Raw genomic sequence first — 17397 nt, 5'->3', positions numbered from 1 at the left:
CCTATTTATAATATCGAATAAATACCCATACTATCAAGGTCTACAATAAAGATTAGTTCATGCAAATGTATGTATAATGAGCTATAATATGATTTGTTGACTGCAACATAAGATTTTTTGGAAGGAGGATTTATTTGGTACAAGTATTATTTATATTCATACCAATTATCGCTGCAATCTTTATACCTGTTCTTTTTAAGAAGGTAAGAGGAATCCATACTGGCTGGTTTGTATTAATTGTTCCAGTTGTGTTAGCAGCCATTTATGCCTCTTATATTTCGCGAGTGATGCATGGAGAAGCCATTGTTTCAAAGGTCAATTGGGTTCCATCACTTGATATCTCATTTATCTCCTATATTGATGGCTTAAGCCTATTATTTTCGCTTCTGATTACGGGAATAGGTGCATTAGTCGTTCTATATTCTATCTTCTACTTAGATCGTACACGTGAACAATTACATAATTTCTATATCTATTTGTTAATGTTCATGAGTGCCATGCTCGGCGTTGTACAATCAGACCATTTAATTAGCTTATATCTATTTTGGGAGTTAACATCAATTTCTTCCTTCTTATTGATTGGCTATTGGTATGACCGTGATCGCTCTAGATTTGGTGCATTAAAATCGATGATGATTACAGTATTTGGTGGCCTCATGATGCTAGGAGGTTTCATTCTTTTATCCATCATGGGTGGAACGTACTCTATTCGTGAACTCATCGCACAAGCTCCAACACTTGCTTCACATGATTGGTTCACCTTATCACTAGTACTTATTCTTTTAGGGGCATTTACAAAGTCAGCACAGTTCCCATTCTACATTTGGTTACCTGATGCGATGGAAGCGCCTACACCGGTTAGTGCATATCTTCACTCTGCGACGATGGTTAAAGCAGGTATCTATTTAGTCGCACGTTTAACACCTATTTATGCTAGCTCTGAAACTTGGGTGTGGCTCGTTATGGGAGTCGGTTTATTTACATTATTCTGGGGTTCTTTCTTTGCTGTAAAGCAAACAGATTTAAAAGGCATATTAGCTTTTTCAACTGTCAGTCAATTAGGACTAATTATGTCTTTGCTTGGTGCAGGAGCTGTTGCATTCCATGTTGACCAAGCGCAGGATACTGTATTTAAATTTGCTGCCTTTGCAGCTATCTTTCACCTTATAAATCACGCAACATTTAAAGGTAGTCTATTTATGATTGCAGGTATCGTGGATCATGAAACCGGTACACGTGATATTCGCAAGCTCGGTGGATTAATGAGTCTTATGCCAATCAGTTTTACGGTCGCAGCTATCGGCAGTTTCTCAATGGCTGGCATTCCACCATTTAACGGATTTTTAAGTAAAGAAATGTTCTTAACATCTATGCTTGCCATAAAGGATTTTAATCTTTTTGCAATGGATACTTGGGGAACTATTTTCCCTATCGTCGCTTGGATAGCTAGTGTCTTTACATTCGTTTATAGCTTCTATTTTGTATTCAAAACATTTACCGGTAAATATAAACCAGAATTATTACCAAAAAAAGCCCATGAAGCACCGATTGGTATGCTTGTTTCACCAATAATTTTAGCTTCACTTGTGGTAATCATATTCTTTATCCCGAATATAATTGGAGACGTTTTTGTAAAACCAGCTGTTCTAGCCATTCAACCATTCTTATATGACTCAGCTAGTGCTATTCCAATCCATGTTTCTGCTTGGCATGGCTTTAAACCTGAGTTTTTTATGACCATTGGTATTTTCATTGTTGGTTTCTTGCTTTACTTAACGATGCCAAAATGGAAAAAGTTATACAAAATCGCACCAGATTGGCTATCACTAAATCGTTTATACGACCGATTCATGACATTCTTAGATAAGGATTTAAATTTTATTTCCAAACTATATATGACTGGTTCAATTCGCAATTACTTAGTCTATATGTTCTCTTTCATCGTTGTCATTACTATTAGTACTTTATTTGTAAAAGATGCTTTTAGTTTCTCAATGGAAGGTACAGCACCAATTCATGTATATGAGATTATTTTGATTCTTGTTCTGATTATTAGCACTATGACTGTTTTGTTCTCAAAATCACGCTTAACAGCCATCATTGCGTTAGGAGCCGTAGGTTATACGGTAGCGCTGTTCTTCGTTATCTTTAACGCACCAGATTTAGCTTTAACACAACTCGTTATTGAAACGGTATCAGTAGCATTATTCTTGCTTGCGTTTTACCATTTACCGAAACTTAGTCGACATGAAGAGCGACTTCGATTCCGCTTAAACAACTTTATCATCTCATTAGGTGTTGGTGTAATGGTGACACTCGTTGCTTTGTCTGCACAATCTCAAAAGCTTGTACCTTCGATTACGGAGTATTACAAAGAAACCGTCAATACATTAGCCGGTGGTGGTAATATCGTAAACGTAATCTTAGTAGACTACCGTGGATTCGATACATTATTTGAAATAACGGTGTTATCTATTGCTGGTATGGCTATCTTAGGTATGATTAAACTCCGCCTAAGTAGAAAGGAGAATGAGCATGAAAACAAATGATGTCATTTTAAAAACGACTTCACATGTCGTATTTTTTATCATCTTTCTCTTTTCAATTCATGTCTTTTTAGCTGGTCACTTTGCACCTGGTGGTGGATTTGTTGGAGGATTACTTACTTCAAGCGCCATCGTACTTTTACTGTTAGTTTACGATATAAAAACTGTTCAAAAATTGTTACCGATCAACTATACAATTATGACCGCAAGTGGTTTAGTATTAGCACTCGGAACTGCTTCAATAGGTATGTTTTTGGGTAAACCTTTCTTCAAGCATTATTTCGATCATTTCTATCTACCACTAATTGGTGATACCGAATTGCATACGGCAATGCTTTTTGATACAGGTGTTTATCTAGTAGTTGTTGGTGTAACATTGACAATCATTCAATCGATTGGAGGGGATGATTGATGGAAGTCATTATGGCCATTGCCATTGGTTTTCTATTCATGGCAGCTGTCTACTTAATGCTATCTAAAAGTTTACTTCGCATTATTATTGGTACTGGCCTTCTCAGCCACGGTGCTCACCTACTTATTTTAACAATGGGTGGTTTAGGCGGTAGTGCACCTCCTGTTTTATCAGAAGGCGTTACAAATATGGCTGATGCCATCCCACAAGCATTAATCTTAACAGCTATTGTTATTAGCTTTGGTGTAACTGCTTTCTTCTTAGTACTAGCTTATAGAGCTTATCAAGAGCTTGGCACGGATGATATGAATTTAATGAGAGGAACTGATGAAGATGATGAGTAATTTCCTATTGTTGCCAATCATCATCCCGTTCTTCTTTGGAATGTTGTTGATGTTTGCACCAAAAAATATTCGTTTTCAACGAACTGGAGCAATGACAGGTTTATCAATTGCAGTAGTTGCTGCTATTTTCTTGTTATTTAAAGTGAAAAACGAAGGTCCGCAAGTTGTAACATTTGGGGACTGGCCTGTTCCATTCGGGATTACAATGGTTTCAGATATGGTATCTGCATTGCTAGTCCTGACATCTGTTATTCTTACTTTCTTTACTGTATGGTATAGTATTGCATCTATCGGTAAAGAACGTGAGTCGTACTTCTACTACCCAGGTATTTTATTTATGCTGACCGGTGTGAATGGTGCCTTTACTACAGGTGATATCTTCAACCTATTCGTTTTCTTCGAAGTGTTGTTAATGTCTTCATACCTGTTAATCGTTCTTGGTGGCGAAAAGGCACAATTACGAGAGTCCATTAAGTATATTTTAGTCAATGTAATTTCATCTGCTCTTTTTGTTATTACAGTAGCTTATCTATATTCGGTTGTAGGAACGCTAAATATGGCTGATATTGCTGTGAAAATTGCGGACATTCAGCAGCCCGGTATTATTACCGTCATTGCTGTTTTATTCTTAATTGTATTTGGTTTAAAAGCAGCCATTTTCCCACTGTTTTTCTGGTTACCATCTTCATATGCCGCTCCTCCTATTCCGGTGCTTGCACTATTTGGAGCGTTATTAACAAAGGTTGGCGTTTATGCTATTACTCGTACATATACGTTATTCTTCGTACATGATACGGGCTTTACGCATGAACTACTAATGATTTTATCCGTACTAACGATTCTCGCTGGCTGTATTGGAGCATTAGCATACTTCGATGTGAAGAAAATCATTATTTATAACATTATTATTGCTGTCGGTGTTATTTTATTTGGGGTATCTCAAATGAATGACAATTCGTTAATGGGCGCAATGTTTTATTTAATCCATGACATGCTAATTAAAGCAGCACTATTCTTCTTAGTTGGCATCATCATTGCTGTTACAGGCACCTCAGATTTACGAAAAATGGGCGGTCTTATGAAAACCCACCCTGCTCTAGGCTGGTTTTACTTAATCGCAGCATTTGGACTTGCTGGTATCCCACCATTAAGCGGTTTTATTGGTAAACTATTAATCGTTCGTGGAGGTTTTGAAGCAGGTAATCTATGGGGGAGTTTATGGATATTATTATCCAGCTTAGTGGTATTACTATCTGTAATTCGTATTTTCATTTATGCATTTTGGGGCAAAGAGAAAGGCCCATTACAACCTGTGGATAAAGGTTACTATCGAATGATGTTTATCCCTACCGCTATTCTAGTAGTGCTGACGGTATTTTATGGCGTTGGTTCAGAATGGATTACACCATTTATGCAAGATGCAGGAAATATATTAAATAATCCATCTGTGTATACAGATGCCGTGTTAAAGGAGTAGATGACGATGGCATTTCAAATCTTATTAAACTTCTTTATCGCATTTATATGGATGTTCTTGTCTACTAACTTCGCTTCAAGTAACTTTGTAGTAGGTTTCATCTTAGGTATGATCATGATTTATATTATGCGAAATATATTCTCGAGTCGTCTTTATATTAGTCGATTTTGGGCAGTGATTAAACTAATAGTTCTGTTTATGAAAGAGCTGATACTCGCTAATTTCCAAGTATTTATGGTCATCATTAAACCTAAACTTGATATGAGTCCAGCATTTTTCGCTTTGCAAACCGAACTAGAACAAGACTGGGAAATTACATTATTATCCAGTTTAATCACGTTGACTCCTGGCACGATCGTTGTCCATGTGTCGGATGATTCGAAAACACTCTATATTCATGCAATTGATATTGACGATGTGGATTCAGCAGTTGACTCTATCAAAAATTCATTTGAAAAGGCCATACTGGAGGTGAGTCGTTCATGACGTACTTTATTTGGGCTATTATTGTCATTGTGACACTATCACTAATTGGATTAGTTTACCGCCTTGTGAAAGGGCCATCTGTTCCAGATCGTGTGATAGCACTTGACTCAATAGGTGTATCTATCATATCTCTAGTTGGTTTGTTTTCCATTTTCATCAAAACAAGTTTCTATTTAGATATTATTTTACTGTTAGCGATTCTATCCTTTATCGGTACTGTAGCTTTCTCTAAGTTCATAGAAAAAGGAGAGATCATAGAACGTGACAATTCTCGCTAATATATTAATCGTATTAACAATCTCTTTTGGGGCTGTATTTATCATGGTAACTGCGATTGGGCTAATTAGACTACCTGATGTATATTCGAGGTCTCACGCTGCTTCTAAGAGCGCTACATTAGGTGTTATGAGTATTTTAATCGGCGTGTTCTTACACTTTTGGTTAATAGAAGATCATTTTAATCCGCGTATTTTACTCGGTATCTTATTTTTGTTCATCACAGGTCCTGTTGGTGGCCATGTTATAGCTCGTGCAGCATACTTTTCAGGTGTAAAAGCTTGGAAAGGTACTGTGAAGGATGAATTAAAACCAGAATATGAACGCAAAATGAAAGAAGCTTCTATAAAAGAAAAAGAATGAAAAAAAGGCTTTTGTCTCCATACAAATGGGACAAAAGCTTTTTATTTTACCAGTAAGGTCTAACACATGGAGGTCCAAACGGTGTTCCGCATTGTGGCCCGAAGTTTGGTCCAAAATTCGGTCCGTAACTTGATCCAAAATTTGGCCCATAATTTGGCCCAAAGTTCGGTCCATAGTTCGGTCCATAAAATCGATTGTAAGATTGACGTGGTCTAATGGATGATCCAACTAAGCCACCAAGAAAGCCTCCAAAAAATGGTCCGCCGAAAAATGGTCCACCGAAAAATCCGCCGCGAAATGGAAACATAAGCCTCCTCCTTTCTGCTCTATACTATGTGTCTTAGTAAAGAACAACTAGGTCTTGGCCCATTTCATTACTTATCTTCCTCTGCTAAACGCTCGACAAATGTTGCAATGGTACGAACCATTACACCCGTACCACCTTTAGGACCTAAATCATGTGCACTGCGAGCATCGGATGTTCCAGCTATATCTAGATGAATCCAAGGTATGTCACCTACAAACTCACCTACAAAGCCACCTCCGAAAATCATATGCCCGTCAGAACCTGGAGAGTTATTTAAATCTGCTACATCACTTTTTCGAATTCGTTTCTTATCGTTTTCTGTTAAAGGTAATTGCCATACGAATTCTCCTGCTTCTATAGAAGCTTCACGGAATGTCTCAAACAATGTCTCATCATTAGTTAAAACACCTGTTTTATCGTAACCAAGAGCTGTAATGACGCCGCCTGTTAATGTTGCCACGTCAATGATATAGTTTGCACCTTGTTGTTTTGCATAAGTTACAGCATCTGCTAATACGAGACGACCTTCCGCATCCGTATTTAATATCTCTACAGTTTTTCCACTATATGTTGTAATAACATCATCGGATTTGAAGGCTTCGCCTGAGATCATATTATCTGTTGATCCAATGACAGCGATGACGTTTTTATTTGGACGTAATTCACCAATTATTCTCATTGCACCAAGTACAGCAGCTGCTCCTCCCATATCGCCTTTCATGCCAACTAGTCCTGGTTTAGTTTTAAGAAAATAGCCACCTGTATCAAATGTAACACCTTTACCAACTAGACCAATGACATCTTCCCATTTATCAGTTGCTTGGTATTTAATCGTAATAACACGTGGTTCTTCAACTGAGCCTTTATTGACCGCTAAAATAGCACCCATTCCTAGCTCTTCTAATTGGGCTTTATTTAAAATTTCATATTCGAAATCATACTGTTCAGCAAGTTCTTCAGCATAATCTGCTAATTTTGTAGCCGTTAATATATTACCTGGTAAATTCACTAAAGTACGTGCTTCATTTACAGCATCAGCATATACTTGCCCTACTTCAAAACCAGCCACTATTTCTTGCATATCTGTTGTCGTAATGAAACTGACTTCTTCTATTTTCACATCGATTGCATTAGATGTCGTTTTATAATTTTGTACGTTATAATAACCTAAACCCGCACCTTCAGCTGCAATAATCGCTACTTCTGTCGTGTTAATGTTAGCGGTTACAAATGAATCTACCCAAAATGCAACTGTTTTAGCATTTAGTTTATGTAGTTCTTTTCCAACTAAGCCGAATGATTCACGTAAATCATCTGTGCTTAGCGTTTTACGGTCTCCCAGTCCAACAAATAGTATACGCTTAACTTGAGTTGATGGTATAAAGCTTGGGATTTTCGTTAATTTTTTTAGACCCGTTGCAATGTCTCCCTCTTTAATCCATTCTGTAATTGGATTGCCAAAGACTTCTATGAAATCTGACCATCCTACTAACTGCTCTTGATTCTTAGATACACCAACAATTAAAATTTCTGCTTGTGCCGATTGAAATGTTTGACCTTCTTTATTAATGTTCATCTGAATCCTCCATTCCTATATGATCAATTCTATTATATCAAAAATATTACACCAAACGAAATGTTCGGATTCCGAATTTCTTTAGAGTTTTTTCAATGTTCTGTCCTATGTTATAGTATGACTAACTTATTTTCGGTTAGAAAGGTGCTGATTTAGTGGATTTGCTTCACAATATTCCCCTGCTTTCCTCACTTTTTGCAATTATCTTTGCACAATTTGTTAAAATCCCTATTCATTTCATTGCAACTAAAAAGATCGATTGGTCACTTTTCACGTCTACTGGTGGCATGCCAAGCTCACATTCTGCGGCTGTATCAGCCCTTACAACAGCTATTGGCTTTGAAAATGGTTTGGATTCACCTTTGTTTGCTGCTTCCACGGTATTTGCTATTATCGTTATGTTTGATGCAACGGGTATACGTTATCAAGCAGGACAACAAGCAGTCATTATAAATCAACTACGCAAAGATTTCCAAGTTTTCGTCAATGAAGCAAAAGGCTGGATAAATAAAAAAGAAGAAGCAAAAATGCAAGAACTAAAAACTCTTTTAGGCCATAGACCAAGTGAAGTATTCTTTGGAAGTATAACGGGTATACTCATTTCAGTTATCGTCTATACAATCTTTTAAAATATAAAAAAGCAGTGTCCGATTTAAAATCGTGACACTGCTTTTTTACGGATCGATCGTTCAAGTTAGAACATACGATAGCCATTTCTTCGTAGTGCTTTCATTACTAAGCCTGCAATAATAGCGCCTGCAAGCCCACTTGCTAGAATAAGAATATCAACTAATTGTAATGATACTAGTTTATCTCCTAATGCCGGGAATGCAGTTCCTGGCTTAAAGAAATAATCGAAAAAACCCACTTCATCAACAATGAAGATGACAACGATCGGGTAGACAATCGCCATGAACCAAGTAGCACGGAGTAACATATTGATTAAGAACCCGATACCAAAGAACATAACGAGGAATAATATCATTGATAATACCAATTGTACAATTGAAAATGAACCAGCCATAAATTCGAAACCTCCATTTTTCCTCTCATAAGTGTACATGATTGGAACAATGCTTTCAACGACTAGTAAGTAATTTAAAAGCTTTGTCATAATTCAAATATTACTAGAAAAACAATTTATATGAGGTATAACCAAATATATTATCTGGCTCTAAATTATCTAAAGCACTTTTACGAGCATTTATTTCTGTTTTTAATAACTCTAGTATCATTATCGACGTACGCTCGTCCTCTTTTAAAGCTAATGGAGACATCCAACGAGCTTCATATAATTCATCTAATTGTGCAACAACTGGCTGTAAAGGATCGTTCGCTATTAAATGAAAAACGGCCATATTATCACTTATATCATATTTTATTACGCCTGTCCGCAAACCAATTAAACCTAGAGTGGTAGCGTCAATTCCTGTTTCTTCTTTTATTTCTCTGATTACAGCTTGATCTGCGGTTTCAGCTGGCTGTACAAAACCAGCAGGTAGTGACCATTTACCATCAAGACCACCATAGCGCTTCATCACTACAAGCCATTCACCATTATTATTCTCTACTAAACCTGATACACCTAACCAAACTTTCATACGGTCTTGTTTATCCAATGACATTACCTCCCAATAAAAAACTCCCTACAGTTATAATAACTGAAGGGAGTGTGAAAGGTACAATTATAGTACGTTGAATTTACCTTTTTTAAGAACTAAGCCAGCGCCACCAACCATGTAAAGTGCACGGTTATCGATTACTTTTTTCATGAATGAAGCCGGTTTACCAGTGATTTCTTTACCGAATACTTCACCGATTGCGTCAGAATCACCAAGAGAACATACAGTACCTTTAAGTGCTGGTACGAATTCTTTAGTGTCTTTGCCTTCGATTAAAGCAATAAGGTTTTCAGCAACTGTAATTGCTTGTTGCATAGCGATTTGAGCTGTTGTTGGGTAAGGACGACCTGCTTCTTCGTTCATTAAGAATGCACAGTCACCAACGATGAATAATTCAGGGAATCCAGGTACACGTAAGTCTTTATCAACTGCAACGCGAGCACGTTTTGATGGGATATCTGATTCTTCAACAATGCGAGAACCACGAACACCAGCAGCCCATACTACAGTACCAGCTTTGATGAATTCGAATTCTTCTTCGCCTTTTTTAATTTTAACGCCTTCTGGAGTAGCTTGAACTACTGGAGTACCGATTGAGAATTCGATACCTTTTTTAGTTAGGTAACCAACAGCGTATTCTACTAATTCACGAGAGAACATAGGTAATACAGTTGGAGCTGCTTCTACACAGATAACGCGTACTTTTTCTTGAGGTGCATCGTATTCTTTGCAAAGCTCTGGAATACGGTTAGCTAATTCACCAAGGAATTCGATACCTGTGAATCCTGCGCCACCAACAACGATTGTTAATAACGTATCATCTTTCTCAGCAGGAGCTTGTGATGCCCACTCAGCGAATTGAGAGTTAATATGATCGCGAAGTTTACGAGCTTCATTTACATCAGAAATACCGAATGCAAATTTATCTAAACCTTCGATACCGAAAGTTTCACCTTCGAAACCAAGACCTACTACTAGGTAATCGTAAGTCATTTCACCTGCATCAGTAATTACTTTTTTATTTGTAGCGTCAATAGATTCAACAGCTGCTTGAACAAAGTTAACTTTGTTATTTAACACACTTTGAATGTCATAACGTACTTTCTCTGGAGATAGAGTTCCTGCTGAAGCTTCGTGTAACCAAGTTGACTCATAGTGGTATGAGTTTTTGTTTACAATTGTAATATCGGCTACGTTAGAACCAATTTTCTTTTGCAAGTTAACAGCTGTTGTTAAGCCGCCATATCCTGCACCCAATATTAATATTTTCGGTCTATTCACTAGAATCGAAACCACCTTTAAATTTTATATTCTCTGACCAATAAAAAAGAAGTATTTTACATACTCCATCTCCACCATCAGTGTGTCTATTTTTCGACAAAATACCTACATACTATATTAGACCTTTTGTTAACTGATTTCAATAGAGTATTGTTGAAAAAACGAGCGAATTAAGTTACTATTTCAGGGTTGTTTTTTTATTTTTTATTCCTTTTATTATAAATTAATAATTTTTGTCAATTTATCATTATAATTTACACATGCATAATATTCATTCATACGCAACTATTTGATGCTAACTAATAGTTTATTTATTCCCCTAAAAAAATAAAGTATCCACGAATAAATAAAAACCTCCTCATTTTTTTGAAATGAGGAGGTTTTTATTATAGTTTATTAAAATTAACAGCTTTCAGGAGTACCTTCTGTTTTGGCTGTTCTAAACGAAGTCCCACAACCACATGAAGCGATAGCATTTGGATTTTCAATGGTAAATCCGCCACCCATTAATGATTCTTTGTAATCGATTTTAGTTCCTTTTAAGATTGGTGCATCTTCATTGGAAACAAGAATTTGTAAACCATGTTCTTCTTGTATAAAATCATTTTCTGCTTTTTCTTTTTCAAAACCCATACCGTATGACAGACCACTACAGCCGCCACCTTTTACAGCAATGCGTAAAAAAGAGCCCTCTTCTTCATTGTGCTGCATCATTTCTTTTACATGGATAGCAGCAGCTTCAGTAATTTCAATTACTTGCGTCATCTGTGTCACCTTCTTTCATATTTCTATCATAACAATAATTTATGTTGGAGTAAAACATCTCATACTCGAAAAATAGACACATCTAAAGACCTTTAATCTGGTATAATTGATTCATATACTAATATAGGAAATGAGGACTATATTATGGAAATTTCACCTTATTACGAGAAGCAAATAGACTGCATTCATTGTAAAAAGAAATTTAAAACAATTAAAGTGCGATCAAAATTTATTAAGGTCAGTAATAGTGAAAGTGATTTTCATCCGTTATATGAAAACGATGTTAACCCTCTATTATATAATGCATTTGTTTGTGAGCACTGCGGGTTTTCTTTCACGGAAGACTTTACAAAGTATTTTGGACCAGGCATATCAGAAGAGATTGATCAAAAAATCAGTTTGCATTGGAAAAAACATTCATTTGAAAAAGAACGAACAATAGAAGATGCACTTCAAGTTTATAAATTAGCACTTGTTTGTGGAAATATAAAAAAAGAAAAACATATTACATTAGCGGGACTTGCATTAAGAACAGCTTGGCTATATCGTACACTTGAAAACAAAGAGCAAGAGAATCGATTTATGCTTATTGCACGTAATCAATATATAGACGCATTCTCCAACGGCGATCATAACGGTACTTCCATGTCGGAAGTTCGTGTTATCTACTTAATAGCCGAATTATCAAGAAGATTGGGAGAACGAGAAGAGGCCATTCGCTACTTCTCTCGTGTTATAGAAAAACAACGTACTTCAAATGAAACGAAAATCATTGAAATGGCCAAGGAACAATGGCAAACAATGAGACATGAAAAAGCAATGGCTGAACATACCGAAGTTTAATGTTGCCTTTTGATATTTACACTTATCTATAAGAAAAAAAGAGCCTTCTAAAGAAGGCTCTTTTTAATCTCTATACGGTTGTTGCTTAGAATACTTGTTCTACCTCAATAACACCTGGTACCTCTTCTAATAACGCGCGTTCAATCCCTGCTTTTAAAGTGATTGTAGAACTTGGGCAGCTTCCGCATGCGCCTAGTAAACGTAATTTTACGATACCATCTTCTATATCAACTAATTCACAGTCTCCTCCATCGCGAAGAAGGAATGGGCGTAATTTATCTAAAACTTCTTGTACTTGTTCTTGCATATTCAATCGACTCCTTTCCTTATAATTATTATAATATCAGACATACACAAAGGAAAGTAATTAAAATGCTCAATTAATGGTATAACAATATTTTAATTAATCTCCACTCTCAAAATGCTATTCTACCCCTCACCTTTTAAAGTTGTATTATATATCAACTAATCTATTGAGCGATTTCATTGTTTTTATAATAGATAATCTTTAATAGTTTAATATTGTAAGTGACAATCTTCCCATTTATCTTTATATTTATATGTAAGTACATATGGAAAAATTTTAATATTGAAAACGAGAGGATGAATTGTAAGTGACAGAACAGACAATTGCAATCGAAATATACGGGGCTAGTGTCATGTGTGCAAGCTGTGTTAACGCACCGTCTTCAAAGGATACTTATGAGTGGCTACAAGCTGCTATTGATCGCAAATATCCAGAACAACCTTATCAAATTACATATATTGATATAGAAAATCCTATTGAAGATGAACGCCATAATCAATGGGCGGAACGAGTAAGAGATGATGAGTTTTTCTATCCATTAGTATTAATTAATAATGAAATTATTGGTGAGGGCTACATTCAGTTAAAGCCTGTATTTAAGGAGCTTGAGAAATTAGGCTTTGAACCGATCGATAAATAAATATAATAAAAAGCTGTCTCACTGTACAATGTTTTATCATTGTACGTGTGACAGCTTTTTTTTAACCGTTTTGACGTTTGTACATCCACAACAAGCCTGATTTCATCAAACGAGCAATTCGACCTGTTACAGTCTTATCTGCTAGATAGACGAAACCTTGTTTCTTTCCTAAAGAACCCATAAAGCCTTTCAGCTTAATTTCTGGCATTTTCTCCGGAAGAGCTTCATTTTTCCAACGCAATTTTAATATACGAACAATATGTTCCGCTTGCTCTTCAGCTAACTGTGCACTTGGACCAAATTGTGAGGCTGCGCAATCTCCAACCATATAGACATGTTCATCATTTGGTATATTCATATATTGAGTTATTACTACTCGACCAGTTCGATCCGATTCTAGACCTAAGTCACGGACTACCTTAACTGGTTGAATACCCGCCGTCCAAACAACTGCATCTACTGGAATTTGTTCTTCATGATTATGTAACATATGTTGCTCTACTTTTGTAATATTAGAGTTCGCAATAACTTCAACATCATTATTATCGAACCACTTTTTAACATAATTACTTAAACGTTCTGGGAAATCTTTTAGAATACGAGCGCCTCGATCAAATAATTTAATTTTAAGATCCGCGCGACTCTCTCGTAATTCACTTGCTAATTCAATACCACTTAATCCTGCACCTACGATTCCTACGACAGAACCAGATGGAAGGCCACAAAGAGCATTATAAGCTTCACGTGATTTAGCCATTGTTTGGATGCTGTACGAAAATTCATCCGCACCAGGTACACCGTGATATTTATCTTCACAACCTAGACCAATAACTAAATCATCATACGCTACGCTATTGCCACCTTCTAATAGTACAGCTTTGTTAACTGTATCAATTTTTTCAATTTCGCCATAAACGATCGATAACCGCTCATTTTCAGGGAAACTTACACGAATATGTTTCTCAGGTGTTGTACCTGCAGCTAAAGCATAAAAATCGGTTTTCAAGCTATGGAATGGTGCACGGTCTACTAGAGTGATTTGTACATCTTCTGGTAAATTGTTTGGTAATAAACGCAAAAGAATACGCATATTACCGTAGCCACCGCCTAATAAGACTAATTTTCTCATAGTAATCTCCTTCTTCTTACAATATTACATATCGTTTCATTTCAAAACTGTCCACTAAGAGTATAAACGATTGTGAGAAGTTTCACAATATAGACTCGAAAATTGACGAATGAAAAAAAAAATAGTAGCATTTCGAGTAGTGAGGTGAAGCGCACATGAATCCGCTTGTTGAGTTTTGTGTTAGTAATTTAGCAAATGGCTCCCAAGATACATTTGAAGTGCTAGAAATGGATCCGAATATAGATGTTTTAGAATATGGCTGTTTAAGCTATTGTACGAAATGCTCTGATTCTTTATATGCTCTAGTAAATGGCGAAATGGTTGAAGGTGAAACGCCGGAAGAATTAACAAAAAAAATCTATCAATTTATTGAAGAGAATCCTTTATTTTAACCAAAAAAGTCGCAAGCTATGTGAATTAACTACATAGTTTGCGACTTTTATTTTACAATTGCCAATCGAGTAAACTATTAAGGCTGTAAGTTGGTTGGATATCCTTCTTCAATACAGATTCAGTAGGTGTTACTCCAGTATTCACATGTAATGTATCTATACCAAAGCGGATACCTGCTAATATATCCGTATCATAATTATCACCAATCATAAGCATTTCCTCTTTTTCAAAGCCATTCAATTGCTGTAAAATTTCTAGCATATGAGGATGTGGTTTCCCAATATACGTTGGTTCCACACCTGTCACATTATGAATTAGCTCAGCAATCGATCCATTTCCTGGTGCAAAGCCTTTTTCACTTGGAAATTTAATATCACCATTTGTCGCTACAAAATCTGCACCATTTTGTATAGCATAGCAAGCGTTTTCTATTTTAGAATAATTTAATTCCAGATCAATACCTTGCACTAACACATCCGGTTGTTCAGAAGTGAACGTTATATTTTCAGCAAGTAGAGCTTCTCTTAAGCCATCTCCACCTATCATTTGCACTGTTCCATTTGGATAGTGATTGCTGATATATTTTGCAGTTGCGATTGCTGAAGTTAAAATATGTGCTTCAGGTGCACATATCCCCATTTTCAGTAGTTTCTGCTGTAATTGTTTTTGCGTCATACGTGCATTATTAGTGATATAGAAAGGCTCTATTCCTTTCTTTTGTAGTGCATGTATAAACGCTACAGCAGAAGGAATAGGCTCAGTCCCCTTATACACAGTCCCATCTAAATCAAAGCAATAGGCTTTGTATGCTTTCATTTTTGTACCTCTGGAATGAACGCAGATACAGGACCTAGCTCATTCACTAAATAATGCTCTACTTTAGGTGCAAATGCTTTAATGGCATTCATATTATTATTTAATACAACTACTAACTCTTCATCATTTACATCTAAAATATCACGCACAAGTGCGCGTCGTAAGCCAATTAACTCTTTTAATGGTTGATCCATTTCAGCTGTAATAACTTTTTCATCGACTAAAATATCAATTATATCTTCATAACTTCCAGGATCACGCATAATAAAACCATCAATCATGGAATTACCCACATCAATTATCGCTTCGATTAATGTATTCGCAATACGCTCCAAAGCCAATTTACGGATATCATCTGATAACCAGTCTTTTTGGCCTTCAAAAACCACTATTAATGAATTCATATATTCAAGATTTTTTATTATTTTTTTACGATCAACGAAATACAAAGTACTTCCTCCATTCAAATTATAAAAGTTGATAGTCTACTCCTTTCTATAGTACCATATCTTTAGAATCGGAAGGAGTTGCACACGCAATGGAAAGATTTTTCTTATACGACGATGTCGAAGATACAAAGACTCGTTTCGTTAGCTTCACAGGCGAATCGCAACGCTATGATTTAGCTATTTTACAAAGCGGACGCTTTTTTGGAAAAGTGCTCGTTTTAGATATGCAACTCGGCCGCTTTGCCATTCTCGGCTCAGACGACCTAGAAGAGCCAGGATACTTAGAACAAGTATACAACCGTCCCGAAGACGAAGCTCAAGAACTACGAGAATACCTACATGAATTAATTGGGTAACCCTAAATGCTGAAGGCGCTCGTTCAGACTCGACAGGCGTTGGAGGGCTCGAACACAAGACGCTTTTTGTCTTGTGCCGAGAGACCGAAACGTCCCGAGAGTCTAGCGCCTGAAGCTGGATACACTTAAATGCTGAAGCGCTCGTTCAACGGCGACAAGCGTTGGAGTTCTCGAATCAAAAGCATCACTCCCGCTTTTGACCGAGAGAACGGAAACGATCTCGAGCCGTTAGCGCCTGAAGCTGGATATGCCTTAATGCTGAAGCGGCCCGTTTCAAGGAAGATAGCCTAAGAACGCCACGTCCTGTGGGCCTCCGACAAGCACTGGAAGGCTCGAATCAAAAGCATCACTTCAGCTTTTGACCGAGGGACTGAAGTGACCTCGAGGGGCTGGCCGCTGAAGCTGGATAAACCTTAATGCTGAAGGCGCTCGTCCAACGGCGACAAGCGTTGGAGTTCTCGAATCAAAAGCATCACTCCCGCTTTTGACCGAGAGAACGGAAACGACCTCGAGCCGTTAGCGCCTGAAGCTGGATACACTTAAATGCTGAAGCGGCCCGTTCAGCCCCGACAAGCACTGGAACTTTCGAATCGAAAATATCTTTTCAATTTTCGACCGAGAAAGTGGAAGTGACCTCGAGGGGCTGGCCACTGAAGCTGGATAAACCTTAATGCTGAAGGCGCTCGTCCAACGGCGACAAGCGTTGGAGTTCTCGAATCAAAAGCATCACTCCCGCTTTTGACCGAGAGAACGGAAACGACCTCGAGCCGTTAGCGCCTGAAGCTGGATACACTTAAATGCTTCAGGCGCTCGTCCAGCTGCGAGGTCGTTGGAAGGCGGAAGCCAAAGTCGCTCTTTGACTTTGAGCGCCCGACTGAAACGACCCGAGCCGCTAGCGCCTGAAGCTGGATATCTAACTTAATGCTGAAGCGGCCCGTTCAGTCCCGACAAGCACTGGAACTTTCGAATCGAAAATATCTTTTCAATTTTCGACCGAGAAAGTGGAAGT

Annotated in this window: 22 protein-coding genes; 12 read left to right on the top strand and 10 right to left on the bottom strand. The window is 37.2% G+C overall.

What is annotated here, in order from left to right; all coding sequences use genetic code 11:
- Positions 1-134: 134 nt before the first annotated feature.
- The 7 genes from AC3IS5_RS03955 to mnhG are packed head-to-tail and all read left to right on the top strand — an operon-like array spanning position 135 to position 5904.
- Positions 135-2549, top strand: coding sequence for a Na+/H+ antiporter subunit A (locus AC3IS5_RS03955; protein WP_489426658.1), 2415 nt, complete (start codon positions 135-137; stop codon positions 2547-2549).
- A complete protein-coding gene (locus tag AC3IS5_RS03950; protein ID WP_427728736.1) occupies positions 2536-2958 on the top strand; it encodes a Na(+)/H(+) antiporter subunit B in 423 nt (140 codons plus the stop codon). The genes AC3IS5_RS03955 and AC3IS5_RS03950 overlap by 14 nt, the downstream gene beginning before the upstream one ends.
- Positions 2958-3302 carry a Na(+)/H(+) antiporter subunit C gene (locus AC3IS5_RS03945; RefSeq protein WP_038188520.1) on the top strand — a complete coding sequence of 115 codons (345 nt, stop codon included), beginning with the start codon at positions 2958-2960 and terminating at the stop codon, positions 3300-3302. Before AC3IS5_RS03950 ends, AC3IS5_RS03945 begins: the two co-directional genes overlap by 1 nt.
- Entirely contained in the window at positions 3295-4779 is a 1485-nt protein-coding gene (locus tag AC3IS5_RS03940; protein WP_489427814.1) for a Na+/H+ antiporter subunit D, read from the top strand. The genes AC3IS5_RS03945 and AC3IS5_RS03940 overlap by 8 nt, the downstream gene beginning before the upstream one ends.
- A gap of 6 nt (positions 4780-4785) precedes the next feature.
- Positions 4786-5265 carry a Na+/H+ antiporter subunit E gene (locus AC3IS5_RS03935; protein ID WP_489426657.1) on the top strand — a complete coding sequence of 160 codons (480 nt, stop codon included), beginning with the start codon at positions 4786-4788 and terminating at the stop codon, positions 5263-5265.
- Positions 5262-5543: a Na(+)/H(+) antiporter subunit F1 gene (locus AC3IS5_RS03930; RefSeq protein ID WP_193740830.1), complete on the top strand. Its 282-nt coding sequence runs from the start codon at positions 5262-5264 to the stop codon at positions 5541-5543. The genes AC3IS5_RS03935 and AC3IS5_RS03930 overlap by 4 nt, the downstream gene beginning before the upstream one ends.
- On the top strand, positions 5527-5904 hold the full coding sequence (mnhG, locus tag AC3IS5_RS03925; protein ID WP_489426656.1) for a monovalent cation/H(+) antiporter subunit G: 378 nt from the start codon (positions 5527-5529) through the stop codon (positions 5902-5904). The genes AC3IS5_RS03930 and mnhG overlap by 17 nt, the downstream gene beginning before the upstream one ends.
- Positions 5905-5950: 46 nt before the next feature.
- On the opposite strand, the gene AC3IS5_RS03920 is transcribed toward mnhG, so the two are convergent.
- Positions 5951-6211, bottom strand: coding sequence for a penicillin-binding protein (locus tag AC3IS5_RS03920; protein WP_489426655.1), 261 nt, complete (start codon positions 6209-6211; stop codon positions 5951-5953).
- A gap of 67 nt (positions 6212-6278) precedes the next feature.
- Positions 6279-7787 (bottom strand): leucyl aminopeptidase, encoded by a 1509-nt coding sequence (locus AC3IS5_RS03915; protein ID WP_489426654.1) that lies wholly within the window; start codon positions 7785-7787, stop codon positions 6279-6281.
- Positions 7788-7942: 155 nt separating this feature from the next.
- Here AC3IS5_RS03915 and AC3IS5_RS03910 point away from each other — a divergent pair, with 155 nt between their 5' ends.
- The gene (locus AC3IS5_RS03910; protein WP_489426653.1) at positions 7943-8416 is read left to right on the top strand and encodes a divergent PAP2 family protein; all 474 of its coding nucleotides are present in this window, start codon (positions 7943-7945) and stop codon (positions 8414-8416) included.
- A gap of 65 nt (positions 8417-8481) precedes the next feature.
- On the opposite strand, the gene AC3IS5_RS03905 is transcribed toward AC3IS5_RS03910, so the two are convergent.
- From AC3IS5_RS03905 to AC3IS5_RS03890, 4 genes are all read right to left on the bottom strand, one after another.
- Positions 8482-8811: a YuiB family protein gene (locus AC3IS5_RS03905; RefSeq protein ID WP_038188547.1), complete on the bottom strand. Its 330-nt coding sequence runs from the start codon at positions 8809-8811 to the stop codon at positions 8482-8484.
- A 103-nt stretch (positions 8812-8914) separates the two neighbouring features.
- Positions 8915-9412 carry an NUDIX domain-containing protein gene (locus tag AC3IS5_RS03900; RefSeq protein WP_489426652.1) on the bottom strand — a complete coding sequence of 166 codons (498 nt, stop codon included), beginning with the start codon at positions 9410-9412 and terminating at the stop codon, positions 8915-8917.
- Between the two features lie 60 nt (positions 9413-9472).
- Positions 9473-10690 (bottom strand): NAD(P)/FAD-dependent oxidoreductase, encoded by a 1218-nt coding sequence (locus tag AC3IS5_RS03895; RefSeq protein ID WP_489426651.1) that lies wholly within the window; start codon positions 10688-10690, stop codon positions 9473-9475.
- 402 nt (positions 10691-11092) lie between these two features.
- Positions 11093-11455, bottom strand: a complete 363-nt coding sequence (locus tag AC3IS5_RS03890) for a HesB/IscA family protein (protein WP_489426650.1) — start codon at positions 11453-11455, stop codon at positions 11093-11095.
- A gap of 144 nt (positions 11456-11599) precedes the next feature.
- Here AC3IS5_RS03890 and AC3IS5_RS03885 point away from each other — a divergent pair, with 144 nt between their 5' ends.
- Positions 11600-12298, top strand: a complete 699-nt coding sequence (locus tag AC3IS5_RS03885; protein ID WP_489426649.1) for a DUF2225 domain-containing protein — start codon at positions 11600-11602, stop codon at positions 12296-12298.
- A gap of 85 nt (positions 12299-12383) precedes the next feature.
- Here AC3IS5_RS03885 and AC3IS5_RS03880 read toward each other — a convergent pair whose 3' ends face one another.
- Positions 12384-12605 (bottom strand): NifU family protein, encoded by a 222-nt coding sequence (locus AC3IS5_RS03880; protein WP_038188571.1) that lies wholly within the window; start codon positions 12603-12605, stop codon positions 12384-12386.
- Positions 12606-12912: 307 nt separating this feature from the next.
- On the opposite strand from AC3IS5_RS03880, the gene AC3IS5_RS03875 reads away from it, so the two are divergent.
- Positions 12913-13245 carry a YuzD family protein gene (locus AC3IS5_RS03875; protein ID WP_489426648.1) on the top strand — a complete coding sequence of 111 codons (333 nt, stop codon included), beginning with the start codon at positions 12913-12915 and terminating at the stop codon, positions 13243-13245.
- Positions 13246-13306: 61 nt separating this feature from the next.
- Here AC3IS5_RS03875 and AC3IS5_RS03870 read toward each other — a convergent pair whose 3' ends face one another.
- Positions 13307-14374, bottom strand: a complete 1068-nt coding sequence (locus AC3IS5_RS03870) for an NAD(P)/FAD-dependent oxidoreductase (protein ID WP_489426647.1) — start codon at positions 14372-14374, stop codon at positions 13307-13309.
- Between the two features lie 155 nt (positions 14375-14529).
- On the opposite strand from AC3IS5_RS03870, the gene AC3IS5_RS03865 reads away from it, so the two are divergent.
- Positions 14530-14766: a YuzB family protein gene (locus AC3IS5_RS03865; protein WP_489426646.1), complete on the top strand. Its 237-nt coding sequence runs from the start codon at positions 14530-14532 to the stop codon at positions 14764-14766.
- 52 nt (positions 14767-14818) lie between these two features.
- On the opposite strand, the gene AC3IS5_RS03860 is transcribed toward AC3IS5_RS03865, so the two are convergent.
- Positions 14819-15583 (bottom strand): TIGR01457 family HAD-type hydrolase, encoded by a 765-nt coding sequence (locus AC3IS5_RS03860; protein ID WP_489426645.1) that lies wholly within the window; start codon positions 15581-15583, stop codon positions 14819-14821.
- The gene (locus AC3IS5_RS03855) at positions 15580-16032 is read right to left on the bottom strand and encodes a DUF86 domain-containing protein (protein WP_489426644.1); all 453 of its coding nucleotides are present in this window, start codon (positions 16030-16032) and stop codon (positions 15580-15582) included. The genes AC3IS5_RS03860 and AC3IS5_RS03855 overlap by 4 nt, the downstream gene beginning before the upstream one ends.
- 89 nt (positions 16033-16121) lie before the next feature.
- Here AC3IS5_RS03855 and AC3IS5_RS03850 point away from each other — a divergent pair, with 89 nt between their 5' ends.
- Positions 16122-16388 carry a DUF3055 domain-containing protein gene (locus tag AC3IS5_RS03850; protein WP_053418631.1) on the top strand — a complete coding sequence of 89 codons (267 nt, stop codon included), beginning with the start codon at positions 16122-16124 and terminating at the stop codon, positions 16386-16388.
- The last annotated feature ends 1009 nt before the right edge of the window (positions 16389-17397 follow it).

The organism is Viridibacillus sp. KH_047, assembly GCF_057838945.1.
This window is presented reverse-complemented; position numbering and strand designations above follow the sequence as displayed.

Excerpts from the sequence above, each read along its gene's own strand:
- AC3IS5_RS03930 (WP_193740830.1), top strand. The coding sequence starts at position 5,262 with ATGACGTACTTTATTTGGGCTATTATTGTCATTGTGACACTATCACTA.
- AC3IS5_RS03890 (WP_489426650.1), bottom strand. The coding sequence starts at position 11,455 with ATGACGCAAGTAATTGAAATTACTGAAGCTGCTGCTATCCATGTAAAA.
- AC3IS5_RS03945 (WP_038188520.1), top strand. The coding sequence starts at position 2,958 with ATGGAAGTCATTATGGCCATTGCCATTGGTTTTCTATTCATGGCAGCT.
- AC3IS5_RS03885 (WP_489426649.1), top strand. The coding sequence starts at position 11,600 with ATGGAAATTTCACCTTATTACGAGAAGCAAATAGACTGCATTCATTGT.
- AC3IS5_RS03935 (WP_489426657.1), top strand. The coding sequence starts at position 4,786 with ATGGCATTTCAAATCTTATTAAACTTCTTTATCGCATTTATATGGATG.
- AC3IS5_RS03900 (WP_489426652.1), bottom strand. The coding sequence starts at position 9,412 with ATGTCATTGGATAAACAAGACCGTATGAAAGTTTGGTTAGGTGTATCA.
- AC3IS5_RS03905 (WP_038188547.1), bottom strand. The coding sequence starts at position 8,811 with ATGGCTGGTTCATTTTCAATTGTACAATTGGTATTATCAATGATATTA.
- AC3IS5_RS03865 (WP_489426646.1), top strand. The coding sequence starts at position 14,530 with ATGAATCCGCTTGTTGAGTTTTGTGTTAGTAATTTAGCAAATGGCTCC.
- AC3IS5_RS03850 (WP_053418631.1), top strand. The coding sequence starts at position 16,122 with ATGGAAAGATTTTTCTTATACGACGATGTCGAAGATACAAAGACTCGT.
- AC3IS5_RS03920 (WP_489426655.1), bottom strand. The coding sequence starts at position 6,211 with ATGTTTCCATTTCGCGGCGGATTTTTCGGTGGACCATTTTTCGGCGGA.
- AC3IS5_RS03880 (WP_038188571.1), bottom strand. The coding sequence starts at position 12,605 with ATGCAAGAACAAGTACAAGAAGTTTTAGATAAATTACGCCCATTCCTT.
- AC3IS5_RS03915 (WP_489426654.1), bottom strand. The coding sequence starts at position 7,787 with ATGAACATTAATAAAGAAGGTCAAACATTTCAATCGGCACAAGCAGAA.
- AC3IS5_RS03870 (WP_489426647.1), bottom strand. The coding sequence starts at position 14,374 with ATGAGAAAATTAGTCTTATTAGGCGGTGGCTACGGTAATATGCGTATT.
- AC3IS5_RS03950 (WP_427728736.1), top strand. The coding sequence starts at position 2,536 with ATGAAAACAAATGATGTCATTTTAAAAACGACTTCACATGTCGTATTT.
- AC3IS5_RS03940 (WP_489427814.1), top strand. The coding sequence starts at position 3,295 with ATGAGTAATTTCCTATTGTTGCCAATCATCATCCCGTTCTTCTTTGGA.
- AC3IS5_RS03860 (WP_489426645.1), bottom strand. The coding sequence starts at position 15,583 with ATGAAAGCATACAAAGCCTATTGCTTTGATTTAGATGGGACTGTGTAT.